Source organism: Bradyrhizobium sp. 45, from assembly GCF_023073155.1.
Lineage (GTDB): Bacteria > Pseudomonadota > Alphaproteobacteria > Rhizobiales > Xanthobacteraceae > Bradyrhizobium > Bradyrhizobium canariense_D.
Genome location: NZ_JADPIX010000143.1, coordinates 656,098 through 670,432, shown reverse-complemented (window position 1 = coordinate 670,432; position 14,335 = coordinate 656,098). Strand labels below are relative to the sequence as shown.

At 57.2% G+C, this 14,335-nt stretch carries 15 protein-coding genes; 10 read left to right on the top strand and 5 right to left on the bottom strand.

Annotated features, from left to right (window positions below; genetic code table 11):
• The first annotated feature begins 437 nt into the window (after positions 1 to 437).
• Positions 438 to 824, top strand: a complete 387-nt coding sequence (locus IVB42_RS35670) for an H-NS histone family protein (protein WP_247397007.1) — start codon at positions 438 to 440, stop codon at positions 822 to 824.
• A gap of 69 nt (positions 825 to 893) precedes the next feature.
• Here IVB42_RS35670 and IVB42_RS35665 read toward each other — a convergent pair whose 3' ends face one another.
• From IVB42_RS35665 to IVB42_RS35655, 3 genes are all read right to left on the bottom strand, one after another.
• On the bottom strand, positions 894 to 1,919 hold the full coding sequence (locus IVB42_RS35665; protein ID WP_247397005.1) for a nucleotidyltransferase family protein: 1,026 nt from the start codon (positions 1,917 to 1,919) through the stop codon (positions 894 to 896).
• A 37-nt stretch (positions 1,920 to 1,956) separates the two neighbouring features.
• The gene (locus IVB42_RS35660; RefSeq protein ID WP_247397001.1) at positions 1,957 to 3,072 is read right to left on the bottom strand and encodes a serine/threonine protein kinase; all 1,116 of its coding nucleotides are present in this window, start codon (positions 3,070 to 3,072) and stop codon (positions 1,957 to 1,959) included.
• A gap of 213 nt (positions 3,073 to 3,285) precedes the next feature.
• Positions 3,286 to 3,531, bottom strand: a complete 246-nt coding sequence (locus IVB42_RS35655; protein ID WP_247396998.1) for a hypothetical protein — start codon at positions 3,529 to 3,531, stop codon at positions 3,286 to 3,288.
• Positions 3,532 to 4,224: 693 nt separating this feature from the next.
• Here IVB42_RS35655 and IVB42_RS35650 point away from each other — a divergent pair.
• Positions 4,225 to 4,440, top strand: coding sequence for a hypothetical protein (locus IVB42_RS35650; protein ID WP_085349052.1), 216 nt, complete (start codon positions 4,225 to 4,227; stop codon positions 4,438 to 4,440).
• A gap of 2,058 nt (positions 4,441 to 6,498) precedes the next feature.
• On the opposite strand, the gene IVB42_RS35645 is transcribed toward IVB42_RS35650, so the two are convergent.
• A complete protein-coding gene (locus IVB42_RS35645; RefSeq protein ID WP_143273084.1) occupies positions 6,499 to 6,792 on the bottom strand; it encodes a hypothetical protein in 294 nt (97 codons plus the stop codon).
• Here IVB42_RS35645 and IVB42_RS35640 point away from each other — a divergent pair.
• The 7 genes from IVB42_RS35640 to IVB42_RS35605 all read left to right on the top strand — a co-directional run bounded on the left by IVB42_RS35640 (position 6,785) and on the right by IVB42_RS35605 (position 12,821).
• Positions 6,785 to 8,242: a hypothetical protein gene (locus tag IVB42_RS35640; RefSeq protein WP_247372050.1), complete on the top strand. Its 1,458-nt coding sequence runs from the start codon at positions 6,785 to 6,787 to the stop codon at positions 8,240 to 8,242. The two genes, IVB42_RS35645 and IVB42_RS35640, sit on opposite strands and share 8 nt — an antisense overlap.
• A 118-nt stretch (positions 8,243 to 8,360) precedes the next feature.
• Positions 8,361 to 9,380, top strand: a complete 1,020-nt coding sequence (locus IVB42_RS35635; RefSeq protein ID WP_085349055.1) for a TAXI family TRAP transporter solute-binding subunit — start codon at positions 8,361 to 8,363, stop codon at positions 9,378 to 9,380.
• Complete coding sequence (locus tag IVB42_RS35630; RefSeq protein ID WP_085349056.1) at positions 9,377 to 9,928, top strand: hypothetical protein; 552 nt, start codon at positions 9,377 to 9,379, stop codon at positions 9,926 to 9,928. The genes IVB42_RS35635 and IVB42_RS35630 overlap by 4 nt, the downstream gene beginning before the upstream one ends.
• A 34-nt stretch (positions 9,929 to 9,962) precedes the next feature.
• Positions 9,963 to 10,559, top strand: coding sequence for a DsrE family protein (locus tag IVB42_RS35625; protein WP_085349057.1), 597 nt, complete (start codon positions 9,963 to 9,965; stop codon positions 10,557 to 10,559).
• A 482-nt stretch (positions 10,560 to 11,041) separates the two neighbouring features.
• Entirely contained in the window at positions 11,042 to 11,338 is a 297-nt protein-coding gene (locus IVB42_RS35620) for a hypothetical protein (RefSeq protein ID WP_085349058.1), read from the top strand.
• A 391-nt stretch (positions 11,339 to 11,729) separates the two neighbouring features.
• Positions 11,730 to 11,972: a hypothetical protein gene (locus IVB42_RS35615; RefSeq protein WP_247397010.1), complete on the top strand. Its 243-nt coding sequence runs from the start codon at positions 11,730 to 11,732 to the stop codon at positions 11,970 to 11,972.
• A gap of 690 nt (positions 11,973 to 12,662) precedes the next feature.
• Positions 12,663 to 12,821 carry a hypothetical protein gene (locus tag IVB42_RS35605; RefSeq protein WP_018456767.1) on the top strand — a complete coding sequence of 53 codons (159 nt, stop codon included), beginning with the start codon at positions 12,663 to 12,665 and terminating at the stop codon, positions 12,819 to 12,821.
• Between the two features lie 672 nt (positions 12,822 to 13,493).
• On the opposite strand, the gene IVB42_RS35600 is transcribed toward IVB42_RS35605, so the two are convergent.
• Positions 13,494 to 13,709 (bottom strand): hypothetical protein, encoded by a 216-nt coding sequence (locus IVB42_RS35600; RefSeq protein ID WP_018456770.1) that lies wholly within the window; start codon positions 13,707 to 13,709, stop codon positions 13,494 to 13,496.
• 80 nt (positions 13,710 to 13,789) lie between these two features.
• Here IVB42_RS35600 and IVB42_RS35595 point away from each other — a divergent pair, with 80 nt between their 5' ends.
• Positions 13,790 to 14,215 carry a hypothetical protein gene (locus tag IVB42_RS35595; protein ID WP_157642985.1) on the top strand — a complete coding sequence of 142 codons (426 nt, stop codon included), beginning with the start codon at positions 13,790 to 13,792 and terminating at the stop codon, positions 14,213 to 14,215.
• The last annotated feature ends 120 nt before the right edge of the window (positions 14,216 to 14,335 follow it).

The following is a 14,335-nucleotide window of genomic DNA, read 5'->3' as shown; positions in this document are numbered from 1 at the left end:
ATGGTCAGCCCTCCAAGAGCCGACCACCCATGAATCATTGAAAAATTGATTCGGGAATCCTATAAATCGCGGCAAAATCAACAATCTGCCAAAGTAGTGCTAGTCGCCTGGGCTCGATTTGAGCCTTCAGGTCCCCAATGTCCGACCGTGCAGCCGCGGGAAGAACGCTCCGAATGTATCTTTGAAAACTTGAAAATGCCCAAGAGGAACTCGATTGTGGTTTCCTCTCTGTTTTGCCCTGCGGCAAATCACTGGATCTGCCCGTCCCATTTAATGAAATAACCCTCGCAATAATTATTAAATAATATATTATTTATTTATTGTAGTGTGAATTTGAAGCACTGACTTTGCCCTATCGTTGATCCGCTGCTCGGGCAACGATGCCTCGAAAGCTGAGGATGACAGATGCATCAGGCGTCGATCGAACGGTGACGAGAATGCTGCGACGGCAAGATCTCGAAGCCATGGACTTTGAGGAACTTTGGCTCCTTCACGAAGAGCTGACAAAGATACTTGCCGAAAAAATCACAGTCGAGAAGCGGGAGCTCGAAAAACGTCTTGCGCAACTCAACCAGCCGGACCAATTCGGTGACGCTGAAAGCCGGGCCGCCAGCGCCGGAACGAGCGAGCCGCCGCGCCGCAAATACCCAAAAGTCGTGCCAAAATACTTCAATCCACTCCACCCGACAGAGACCTGGTCCGGACGTGGTAAACAGCCTCGCTGGCTAGTTGCCGCGCTCCAATCGGGGCACACGCTCGAAGAGTTCAGGATTCGCGAGAACGACGAGTCGTCCGATCGGAATGCCGGTGGACAAGGGCATTAACTCCGCGCAACTGCAGACATGTCGTTTGCTAAAACTGTTTGGCCTTGAAGGCGTGCGAGCGTGCTGGCTTTACACCTTTCCGACACGAACGGCGGTGGCGGCCCTCAACAGGAACTGTAAGGTGTCCGTTCTTGGCACAGACCACAATCCAGGCCGCCGCATGCCGGTTTGCGTGCAACCAGAGGTCGCCTCCCGCCGGTAGTTTCTGAGGTCCAGGACCGTCATTGCGAGGAACGGCACACGTGTGGCCGGAAGGCGCGCTTGCATTAATTGTCGCATGAACTGCAGACGAGGAATCAGCCGGGTGCGCATTGAGCGCGGGATATCGACCCCAAGCAGCGCAGCAAGGGCGAGCAGTTGGGTTTCGACCGCGTTTTTCATCAGTTCGCCCGAGAAATGAGAGGCAAGTTCCTGCCAGTCCAGCCCTTCGGAATCATTCAAGTCGCGCAACTCAACCAGATGCCGCAGATCGAGTTCGCCAAGCCAGTAGCCGTAGTCTTGAAACTGATCGTGGATGATCAACATCAGCGCTCGATAAGTGGGCGTCGGGACGTACACGCGTCCCCGCCCCAGCAGCGCGGGGACGCAATGGTTCAGGGCATGTCCGGAGCCAGCATAGAGGTACGCGGGGCCTGGAGCGGCCCGTTGCAGATCGATGGTTCCGACATCCCGCGGTCGACTTAGCTCGACATACCATCTCCGGCTTTCGGGGCGCGCTTGATCATGAATTTCATAGCCAATTGCGCCCAGAGCGGCGACCGCCCTTTCAGCTTCGTCCGGCACGACCATAATATCCAGATCACACATCAGCCGAACTCCTCGCCGCTCGACAGGTGCTGTGGCTAGCGTTGCCGCACCCTTGAGCAACACCGGCGTAACTCCCTGGCCGTTCATCGCAATGACGGCCTCTTCCAGTTGACCGGCCAACCGATCGTTGCGCAGCACGTTTCGGCGATGGATCTGGCGGATATAGGTGCACACGTCCTCTGGCAACACCGATGCAAATTGATCAACGAAGTCAATGAGCGCAGGCGTCGTCAACGTCTGGTTTGCGAGCCCGATGACGGAGGTCCACTCCACTTCGACGGGCGGCAAGCCTCGCAAGCAATTGCATAGGCTTGTCAGTGCCGCACTATGCCTTGTCATCGCACAAGTCCATCAGCAGCTGTCGAGCCTGCGCCGATTCCGAATAGATAAGTTGGAACGATCGTGCGCCCGCAACAATCCGCTTCAAAGCGAAAAAGCCGGACTGCGACAGCTTCCCGTCTGCGGCAAAAGCTCCCTCAATGAGCCGCTTGATCGAATCAAGCTGATCCAGGGGGGTCAGCTCGACGGGGCCGCTTGCGACCCGGTTCAGAAAGATGATCCACTTGGCAGAGAGGCTCCCATTGTGCGCATCCGGAATCGGCAAATACCGCACTTCGGCGCCATCGGACCGGCGGTGCGTCACGTCGTTCCAATCGCCATACAGTCGGGATAGCAACCGCCACGATCCCTGCTTGAGGGTGAGGGCAAATGGGATGCCGCAGATCGTTCCGTCAGCCCCAATCAGCGCAACGTCATCGCCGGCATACTGAAATCCAGCGTCTACCAATTCTAGTGCAAGAGTCGACTTGCCGGCTCCCGGTTGGCCGCACAGCAGTAAGCCCATGCCGCACTTTGCAAGAGAAGCGGCGTGGAGCGCGAAAGCCCACTGATTGCTTCGGATAAGTCGCTCGGTGATGTGAGCTTTGATTGTAGGGGCCAGAGCTGCGGCTTCACATCTATGGATGCTCCCGTCATTCCCGCGGAAGAATACCCGATCGCCGAGCATCATTGTCTCGATCGCAATATCCTCCTCCTCGCCGCTGTCGTCCGTAACACAAAATAGCGAAATCAACTGTTGCGAGAGCTCCCGATTTGCAGCCCGGACGCTGATCCTGCGCTGACCAAGAACCGTTGAGAAGGCACAATCGGCCGACATTCGCCAGTCGAGATCGAGCACCCCTCGATCGATCCAGACGTTCATCGCCTGCCACGTGAACTCGCGCGCTGCGCGCTCGCCAATGCCTAGCTGCCCGAGCTCCTGATGGACGTCTTCCAAAGAAGCGCCTTCTGCCAACTTGCACCAAATGAATGCCCCTAGCTGGTCCAACTCATAGAGCTTCTGCCTTGTCTCGCTGAAAAGCACTGATCGACCGTCCACCAGCGCGAAGACTGCACCCGCGGCGGGTCTCAACACCATCTCTGCCGATGTTTTTTCCAGCATGGCTATTCCCGATAGCAACGATATCTGTTTCGCCGCCGTGTCGACGCGGTGGCGACAACATCCTGCAATGTACTGTCCGCGGTGCGTTCAAACGAGCTGCAGTTGCCGAGGAAATTCGGCTTGATTGCCGTGCTGCAGCGGTGCAAATCCACCTTCAGTGCGGATGCACATCGCCTGACTGAGATTCGTTTCGAATGACCATACGGCCCCGGGTCACGCCGCCAGCTGACCACCCTCGTTCACCCCAGATGGAGAAATATTCAACACTTGTCCTCCGAGAAAGGTCGCCGGCGCGGTCGACCGGTGAGAGTCCAGCAGATAGCGGTAAAGTTCGCGAGCAGCACTCCGCTCTCCTAGAACGCGCTCCCTCTCGCTGATGCTCGCTAGGTTCTCGCGCATTTGAGCCAACTGCTTCGCAGCCGAGGTGGAGTTGCGCTTCTTCTGGACTGATTCCCGCATCGTCTCCTCCGACCAAGAAAATGACGAAAACAGCTTACGTCATTGACAACAATTAACAACGATATTTATATGATTTCAATATAATCAATATTTATTTCATGTTTGAACCGGATGCAACCATTCAAATACCAAGAAGCGGGTCCTGCGTAGAAATAACAGCCTACCGAGAACAACATCGCAGAAATCGCCGCGATGATCTTGGCCTCCTGCGTGCAGGACAGCAAAAATAAAACTTGACGAGAGTCGCAAACCAGACCGACAGCGCAAGGCTTAATTTGCAGGATTAAATCCTAACGACGAATATCTCGCTGACGAGAGTGGAGTGAAACCGGTGATCGAATTAGCCAATTTGCCCATCACGGGCGACATGATCGTCTTCGTCGCGAGCGGCATAGCACGCCCAAAACTCACACCCGCTCAGATTGGCCCATTTTCAGTGGCGCCCCAGGAGCTTTCGAGAGACGAATAATCAACGCCCGCGCTGTCGAGCCAAAGAGCGGCGGCGTCCAAGGAATCGCTCAAGCAGCGATCCGGCCGGTTGGAAAAACGTCGTCACGAGCAACCCGCCCTGCTCGAACAAGCACTCCCAGTGTGCGATGCCCCCCAAGTAACCCACACTGAGATGACGACGCGCTCCAGCCGGCCGGTTCTCTTTCGTTCGACAACGAATAATAATTTCCTAGGGAGGCTCGCATGGGAATGATCATGGTCAAATGTCCGCAAACCGGTCGCGCGATTCCTACTGGTATTAGGTCGGACCGTGAGGCTTTCCTGCGGAGCGTTGTGTTTTATGGCAATACTCGTTGCCCGGTCTGTCGCGCCAATCACAACTGGTTCGCTCGCGAGGCCTGGGTCGATGAGCCGGTCGTGCGGCCCGGGGAGATATTCGAGGAAGCGCCGCTGTGCTGATGCGTAGCGGGCTTCGGTACAGACGCGGAGCCGAACTGACTAGCATTACACGAGTTTGGGCCGACCGCCTCATTTGACGCCCCGTGTGCGGAGTTGACCTGTTGCGGCATGGTTGCCGCACCGACTAGTCTTGGTACGGGCTGGATGCGCTCAATCATGGCGCAGCGTTCATCCAGATTCCTGTCTTGGCGGCTATTTCTGCCAGGGCTTACTGGAGGGATGCGAAATATTTTGGCCTATCGCCGTAAAGCGAACTGACGCCCTCATGAACCGTAAGTTAAGCGTCACACCGGCAGGTCGGCGCAAACTAACGCTTCCGATCGCTGATCCTGCAAGGGCCTGTTTGGGGGTATTGTAGTGAGTAGTGGGGTTTGCAGCCGCTTGGCTGTTCTGCGTCAAACGGCGATGGAGCTCGTTAGCCTGCTTGCCCAATTGCACAGGCTACGAGAGCAAGTGCGAAGGGCGGAAGGGCGAAGCCTCGGAGAAAGAGCGAGACTAGGGCCGGCGTCACGGATGCGTAGGCCCCGGTTTGGGACGAGTTGCCGCACGCGGATTCAATGATGGCGAGCGGCGCGCGTAATTTCAGCGAACTCGAAGACGATCGTTTCACGGATCGACCTTGAAGCCTCCGATAACCCTTGCACAGCTCCAAGCCGCCCGATCGCTCCCCAATGAGGCGTGCGCACAGCGGGGTTTCAAGGCAGGCCGATGCGAGTGAAGGCTCTGTGTCGGGAAAAGTGCTGCACTTGGATCCGGCGTCCCTTTCCGGCTCTGACCGAGATCATCCACGAGCGGCATGCTGCGGATCATGTCCCGCACCTGAGTTGGTTTAAGCCTGACTTTTTATCTGTTTTAGTCTTTTGAAGCAGCGCTTCATCTGAAAGACAATTTGAAAGCAAAGCCGAAAGTCGTTCGCGTCAAATCGTTTCGGTAGTCGCGCCACGGAAGGCAAATTTGATTATCCGGTATAATCATAATTAATATGACGCAAAACAGAAAATAAGGTGGGGAAAAATAATGGGAGGAGTGGATGGAGACCGTACGCCGCTTGCGCGCGATGGCGTCGCTGTGCCGACAGACTTCTGCGCATCATCCAGATCGAAGCTGGAAGCTTCTCGCCGAAGCTGAGTTCTGGGAGCACTTGGCTAATGACATGCTTCGCGAGCATTTCGAACAATGCACGGCTGGCTCCTCGCTCCGACCGATCGGACGTGATCCGAATGCCGCGGAATCGAGCGCTCGCATAACCGCGTGAATGCTCTCGCCTAGCCCAAATCCCACTCGGCCGTGTGCCGGGCGTCAGTCCTCTTCAAGGCGCCCCATGGAGAACCAAGCCCTGCCGGCGCCTTCGTCGGGCGGCGCGCAGACCTGAGCAGGGACGCCAAAGCGCGCTCGGCTGCCCGGCTCGGTCCGCTCAGACTACCGAGTTCTGTTTTCTGAGGCGGGAATGCGCTTATGCGAAACTGTCGTTCGCCGTTGGACTTGCACTTTGGCGTCCAGCGGCGTCCAGCACTTTTTCCCCAGTTCGTGCGGCGCGCGGCCGGCTCACTTGGTCCGAAAGGCTGGAGCCCCTACCAACTATTCCAGCGATATTTCCGTCGACCTTCGCTGCCGGTATTTTTCGGTTAGGTGACGGTCCAACGATCATCTGCTCCTCGTTGCTCGTGCCGGTGCCAAAAGCTCCGATCGGCAGACCATTTTGAGCGTGGCCAGCGCAGGCAGTTCTCTTGGCCTCGCCGCCGCCCGCGACTTCGACGTGGTGGGTTGAACGTCCGGGCTGTTGGTTTGACTGGTGCGGTTCAGGTTTGCACCGGTACCAACGTCTCGTGTCCCTATTCCTGGAGGCGCCGATGGACCAGGGTTGGCGCTGCTCGCATTTGTACCCATGCCGGACGGAGCTGACCCACCAGTGTTGGCGCTGCCCGTGCCCGTCCCAGTGCCGGCACCCGCGGAGCCCGCCACTGCGCCGCCTGCTTGGGCCAGGGCCAGTACAGCTACGCTCGTGATAATCGCAATGATCAGCGAGGGGAGTCGGTGCAGCATTGGACGATCTCCTTCTCAAGCGACCGGCAGCATCGGCCGAACATTTAATTGGCGATAAATGATTGAATAAAATAAAATATGGTTTATTTTTGCCTGAGGGTAAATTGAAATTGAGAAACGGATTGACGCATTAATGTCGCGGATGTGGGCACAAGCGTCGATGCAGGCAGGGTCGGGCCTTGGATCGCCCGTTCGCCGCGCAGACGTGTGGATTGCCTCGGATTGTGTTCGTAGCTGTGCGCGCACCTGCGCAACAAGGTCGGCGTGGGTTGCACCGACTGTCCTGACGATAATATCGGTTTTGACCATACCCGTTCTCGCGCAGCAGCCAAATCGGCCGGCGAGCGACGCCCATGTCATGGCGACGCACTTGCGCGGCACGACCGGCTCGGGAGGGTGGCGCGCGGCGCGGCTGAAACCATCTGCCGACACGACACCCCTGAAGCTCGCACAAGCCACAATCAGCAATACCGAGCGATCGCGGCAAGTGCTCGCCACAGAACAGGAGAGGATACGGGCCCTTGCTGCTGACCTTCGAACATGCCGACGGGAGCAGGATACCGTGCTGGGGCTGTTGCAGCATGCACGCGAGCAATGGACCAGCATTGCGGAGGCCACCGAGAATGAAACCGATGAGCTCCAGAAATCGCTCCGGGAGGAGCGCTTGCACACGCAGCGTCTGGAACGGGAACTTGTCAAGGCGCGCAACGATTTCGAAGTGCAGGCACGGCTAAGCCGCGAAATCGGCGCAGAGGGTCGCGAACCCGAACGCCGGGCACAGAGCGATCCGAGAGAGCTGCAACAGGCTGTCGAGCGGGAGAAAGATCGGGCAAACCGGCTGGAGCAGAATCTGACAGCCGCTCATCACGACCTGGAGACCCAGTCCGCAGAGGTAACCAGACAAGCCGCAGAGATCAGTGCAAAAGAGGCAGCGGAGGCTCAGGTACAGGCAAGCCTCCGACAGGAGCACGATCGTACCAAACAGCTGGAGGAGACGCTCGCGACGACGCGAATCGAGCTCGACAACCGATCCCAGCAGATCGCGAAGGCAACCGAAGAAACGGTGCAGACCAAACGAACGGCGGAGAATACCTCGGCTAAACTGAAGCTCTCATTAAAGGAGGAGCACGAAAGAGCAGATGCGCTGGCGCAAGAGCTCTCGTTGGCTCGTTCCACGCTGTTCGCCTATGAAGCGCAAGCCGCGGCAAACGATGATCGAGCCGAACAGTTGAAAAAGCGGCTCCGGCGAGAATGCAACCAATCCGGCCGAGATGAGCAAGAACTTGCCGCAGCGCGCCCGAGTATCGGACCGTGGCTACCCGCCGGGGTGTCGGGCGAAGGCGGAGCCGGCAATTCGCCAACAAGGGAACTGCTCCGAACACTGCTGCTGGGATCGCCGCAGGCGCCGCCCGCGCAATTCGCGCGAGAGCTCGTGGTCACAGCAGCTGAGCCGAAGGCGCCATCCCCGGTTCCCCGGAACGAAAACGCCGCCGAACTCGTGCGATTGATCGCTCGCGCAACCGGATTGCTTCGACAAGGCGATATTGGCGCGGCACGAGTTGTCCTGGAGCGTGCTGCTGAATTAGGGAGCGCACCGGCAAGTTTCGCCCTCGCGGAAACGTATGATCCGAGCCTGCTTGCAAAATGGGGCGCGAGCGGAACGCGCGGCGACACGTCCAAGGCGCGAGAGCTTTACGCCAGAGCAGCAGCCGGAGGGGTCAAGGAGGCAAGGGAGCGATTCGACGCACTTGGTCATTAGCAGCATCGGTGCAGACAAATGGTCGTGCGCTGTATCGACAGATCGAACTTAAACTTACGTGTCGAAGTGAAGAGCGCAGCGGACAAAACAGAGTAGACGTTCCTGGGGAGCCGGATCGATGAAGCAGCTGGTTGGAATACGCTCTTGGTTTCTCCTCATCGTGATAGCCACTCCGCTTTTGATCATGGGCTGTTGCCCAGCAATGGCCCAGCAGACTCCGCGGGCACGTGCGGATCATGCAAGGGCGGAAATTGCGGCCATGAACGATTGGACTGTCGGAATAGCCGGAGGTCTGCTGGAAGGAGCTCCCATTCGGCTTGCCGCGGAAATGGCGCGAGTGGCCGATGATGGAACGGACCTCCACGTGCTGCCCATCGTGACCCGTGGCGCAACCGAAAACGTCAATTCGCTGCTGTATTTGCGGGGCATTGATGCAGCAATCATCAATTCCGACGCACTTGACGAGTACAAGAGCCAAGTGCCGGACATCCAGCGACGGATCACCTATGTGCTCAACCTGTTTCCATCTGAACTGCACGTATTCGTCAGGCCCGAAATTCAGAGCTTGAGTGATCTGGTCGGAAAGAAGGTCAATTTCAACACCCAAGGTACCGCCGCAGCTTATTCGGGCCCGCTGATCTTCAGCCGGCTGGGGATCGAGGTCGATAAGGCATTCATCCCCCATCAGGTTGCGATGGAACAAATGCGCAGGGGTGAGCTGGCCGCCGTCGTTTTCATAACATCGAAGCCGGTGGATGCATTCATACGTGGTCGCTGGGATGCCGGCTTCAAGTTCTTGCCGGTCCCCTACGAGAGCAAGTTCGAAGATTATTATCTGCCATCTTGGCTGGACGCAGCTGATTATCCAAACTTGATCAGGCAGGGGGAACGCGTGACAACTATTGCCGTTCCAACCGTGCTGGTCGCTTTCAATTGGCCGATCAAATCCAATCGCTTTAATCGTGTGGCGCGCTTTGTTGACCGCCTGTTCTCGCGGATCAACAAACTGCAGGAGCCCGGTTTCGATCCGAAATGGAAGTCGATCAACTTGGCGGCGACGGTCCCTGGCCTGACGCGTTCTCCCGCGGCGCAGGCCTGGCTCGATCGTCTGCCGCGTTCGAGCCAGGCGGCGCAATGACGTTCACCCTGATCGCTCTCGTCGTGACGCTCGCGATCGCAAATGACCTCGCTCGGGCCCGAGGCGCCGAAGACCCTATGGCGCCGGTTCGCGTCTCTGATCGGCCCGCAAATGGAGCCGGGGCGTGGATCGTCAGCGAGACCACCTCGCCAGTTGATTATTCATCGATCATCAAGGCGACACTACCATCTCAAGGGGACGCAGCAATGAGCCTGTCGATACGCTGTCGCGGCGGCCTGACCGAAGTGTTGCTTGATGGAGCCGGCCTGTCGGGCCGTCGCGAGGATTACACCCTATCCCTGCGCATCAATGATGATCCACCTCTTCAGGTCTCAACAATTACGTCGGTACGCGGTGTCGCGCTTGAAGGCGATGTCGTTCGCCTGTTGCAATCGATCCCAGGCCACAGCGAACTTTCCGTGCATGTGTCACGCCGAACGGGGACTAGCGCCGGTGCAGTGTTCGCTCTCGATGGTATCGAGAGCGTACGTGCAAAATTGGCGGCAACATGCAAATGGCCACGCGCGATCGCGAAGCCCAACAATTGATCATGAACCTCAGCTTGCTTGGAGAAACAACATAATGCACAAATTTCCGAAGATTATCACAGCGATGATCGCGACAATCATCTCGCTCCCGGTCGGGCTGTCTAGTTCCGCGGCACAGGAGACTCGCCTGCTCTCGGCACAGCCCAGTTTGCCTGCAGCCTCAACACATGGCGCGGCAAGAACGCACGCGAATTCATCGGCGCGGGCCGCGACGCCAAAACAATTTGAGCTGGCGCGCATCGCGCCATCGTCTGCTGCCAAGAAAGAGCACCGCTTAATCCTTCAGGTCAACACAAGCGACTCCGCGTCAATGAATCTTGCATTGAACAATGCACTCAACGTCGCGCAATACTACAAGGAGGTTGGTGAAGGAGTGAAAGTGGAGGTGATTACCTTCGGCCCCGGCCTCCATATGCTCCGCGATGACACATCGCCGGTGAAAGCGCGAATTGAGGAAATGGCTCTGAGCACGCCGGAAGTATCATTCAAAGCCTGTGGAAACACGCAAGAGAAAATGCAAAAGGCCGAAAATAAAGACATTCCGATCGTTGCCCAAGCCCAAGTGGTGAGGTCGGGCGTCGTTAGGGTGATGCAGTTGCAGGAGCAGGGATGGACCTACGTCAAGCCATGAAATGGCGACCAGACAATGCCTATCGAGCGGCTAGGTGCCGGCCTGCGGTCGCGACACCCCGATCGAGTGGGTCGCCGCAGCCGATGCAAATTGACTGGCCTCGATCGGGACAGATCTATCGCGCGCTATTGACCGGGCAGCGCCAGACCGACTGTCTGATCATGCGCACGAGAGCGACTTCGGGAGCGGGTTGAGCGAACATCGGTTCGTCTCAGTCACTTGCGAGGTCTGGTAGCAATTTTGCGGGGCAGCCCCTGCCCCGCCCATCCTACTCGGCCGCCTGCTAAGGTCGATTGTCCCGTAGCAGCATAGGGTATCGGAGATGCAGGGCGGCGCGAGCTGTGACGCACAGTGCTTCGATTTACGTCAGTTCTGATGACCTCTTTTTCGAGGGCAAGCGATTAAATTACACTGGATTTTATTTTGTTAACGCGTCAGATTTCTAAACTTAAAGCGAGTCGATTTTACGTTGGGGATGTTAAATGGCAAAACCTGCCGTTTCCCGTAATGCCTTTCGAGCGTTATTCGCTCTTTATGCGAAAGCTGATCACAAGCACAATGGCGATTATTGTGTGTTGAAGCTGCCTGGATCCGCTCAAGGCATTCCTGATCGGCTGCTACAGCAGTGGTCGCACCAGGCTGATCTACCCGGCGCTGAAGCCATCGCCAGCACACTGGAGCCGCGCACCCGCGAGATCGTGAATGGTCGTAAACGCTATGACCACGCCAGCGACTTTCTCCACGTGCTGCTGAGAGACCTAGAGCTAAGGGAACACTGAAGAGACGTCGCTGCGTCAGGCTCCGCGAGGTCTTGCAGACCTGAATGATAATGCCTTTTGCCTCCGCGCTCTATATGCACCAGTCTGCTATTCCAATGCCGGGCAGCCGGCCCATTTTGTCGATATGGTGCTCGCATGCCGAGGTCGATTTACCAGCCATTGCATGAAAGGCTGCGAACGGAGAACGGTCAAAGTCTCCGCCTCACCTTTTCAGAAATTGAAGCGATCTTGGGGAAGCCTCTGCCGAGATCGGCCTACACCTTCACTGCGTGGTGGAGCACACTGAAGAGAGCAGGTCCTCAAGCGAGAGCGTGGATATCCGCTGGTTATCGTGTCCGGGTCTCAATGAAGCACCGCATCGTCGAATTCTATCGTTCTGATGTGAACACCAATGATCGTCATGGAACGCCCTGGCTGCATTGAAGCTTCCCATGATGGCGGACCTATCAACCTCGGTGTTCGGGACAAACTGCGAGAACAAGCCGGCGCAGAATCAAGTTGCAACTTCAGGGGCGCAGCGAAAACTGCTGCGGCCCTGTTTTTGAGCGGAAGCCGCGAACCGGATGCTCCGGAACGTGGCGAGAAAACTCTAACGGGAACGCTGCGCGATGGCTTTAAGCCGCATGAGGGTTGACGATGGTGTACCCTCGCAGGGAGCGCGGGTGAATTCGCGTTGCGTGCCCACCTGAGTTGGCATCGTACGCCTTCCAGATGTCACCAGCGATGTGCTGTTCAAGGACGAAGACGTGTCCACGTCGCGCGGCAACCATTCCCGGTGCTGGCGAGGTGCGGGGAAAGCGCAGCCAATTGGCTGCGAGGTTCAGTTCCGGTACTACCCGACCAAACACTCGGATCGCCGCACCACATCCGCAGAACGATCGAGGGCAACCGGCCGGACGACCGCTAACGATCTCACTACTTAAGGCCCCTGAGCTGGCCACAGACATCCGTAGGCTAGCAACGGCACCTCGCTGCAGGCGCGGTGCCGGTCTCGTGTATCTCTGCGCCTGCACCAGCGAAGATGAAAAGTCGCATGGCATAATCACGTTGCATTCAGGTGGCAAAGCGGCGCGCAAGGGGCGCGCTTCAGATGAAATGGATGTCGCAAAAGCGAGCAATAAAGCTACGACTACTCGAGTGAACATGCAGGACTCCGGGTTAATAGCCCTGCCCCGACGCGCAGAAAGCGCCTTTTAATTTGGCGAAATTAAGTTGCAAAACTAGCATTAAATAGGATTTTATGGCCGAGTTAAATCAAGAAAGGAACGTTTCGATTTGCCTCGAGTCCTTGTGCGACCGATCCCTTGTTGTCGTGGATCGATAGATGGAAAAGGCAGTCGCCTACGCAATCTCAGCGGCCCTCGTAGGTATCGGTGTTTTGATACTGGTCGTTGGCCTGTCCTCCAGCTCGCCCGCTTTGTGGGTGATGGTCGCGCTCGTGCCGATCACGATCGGGATCGTGAGCGCTTTTGGCCCCGTGTAAGGATGGGGAAAACGGCCGATGCGTCAGATCGTCTGCATTTTCCGAATCGCGCCTCTGTGCACGCTCTCAACTGGTTTCAGATTTGCGGGTACACGCGCGTGAGCCATTTCGTCTCTATGCTTCTGCTTGCCCTCGCCCTGACGCTGACCTTGTGCTTCGGGGTGGCAGCCTGGCGCGTGTCGGCCGGCAATGACGTCGAGATCACCGCAACGATTCCGCATGGGGAATACGGATGGAGATCGAGGTCGAGGAACTGAATGCCTTGCGCTCACCCTTCGGCTACATCCTGGCGACTATGAACGTGGACCTTGACGACTCGCCATCGAGCGGAGGCTGCCCCGCGTCTCCTACCGTTCCTGCCTCGGGCTCGCCGACGGGCCTTTAGGACCGCAGGTCGTCCGTTCGCAACATAGCGATCAGGTTCGCGACCGCCAGCTCCAGGTGCGGCAGGGCATCACAGGGCTCTGCGGCATCGAGATCGTCTACGTGCCAATTCTGGACCCGGTCCGCGATGGCCAGGAAAGCGGCGTTCGACCATCGATTGATGCTCCGCCTCTTTTAATCCTATGACGATATCTGCTTGCCGGAAGTCAGGTAAGGTGCACGGCAGCGGAAGTTCATCAGCATCGTTGCCGAAAAATCCCCGACACGCGGCGAGGTCATAGCTTACCGTCAACTATTCTGACGAAGGAGGAATGGCATCAGCTTCTCAAAGATTTCTATCCGAAAGCGATCAATCTCCCAACTGAGCGCATCGCTGAATCCCGCGGCATACGCATGGATGATCGCTCGGTCCGCAGTCACTTTGGTCGTCACGCCATTTACGACCACCGAGCCTGTCAGGATCTTTCCGTCCCATTCAACAGCGCGACCATAACCCACCGACATGGCAACTCCAAACACAAGAAGGGTTGGTCTTATGCCGCACCAGGCGGTTATCTCACACCCACGTCGTCGCTTGTTTGTTCGTGCTGCCGCTCATCGTCCTCATCTCGGATAAGTTTGTGAGATTAGCGCAAACCAAAGCAAGGCACGACTGCGCACCACAGTCAGTTCCTTCCGATTCTCTCGATGAATTCCAACGCGGCTGGCGCAATGTCATCGAACTCGACAAAGCAGCGGCGCAGTTCATCTGCGATCTCTACGGTTACATCACGCGACCATCCCTCAACCGTGTTGAAGACCACGATCCGAGCAGGGTGCTTGTATTGACCTTCCATTATTTGGCGCATCAGCGTCGCTCGACCAGTGTCGTCTTCGGAGGTTTCGCTCCAGGCACGGCCGAGCCCACCTCCATAATCCTCGAGCACAAGATAGACGTCACGTGGATATGGATGAGGCACGATGGACGGAGAATGAGGCATGATCCCAAAACTCTGAAAATCGTCATTTAATTTCTATATTAAACTATATTAAATATGGAATTTCAATCTAATTTACAGCCGTCCGGCTGCGCTTTCGATCGGTCGACACTGCCTATCGAGCGACCCACTCGCCGGCACACGCGCTTTTGG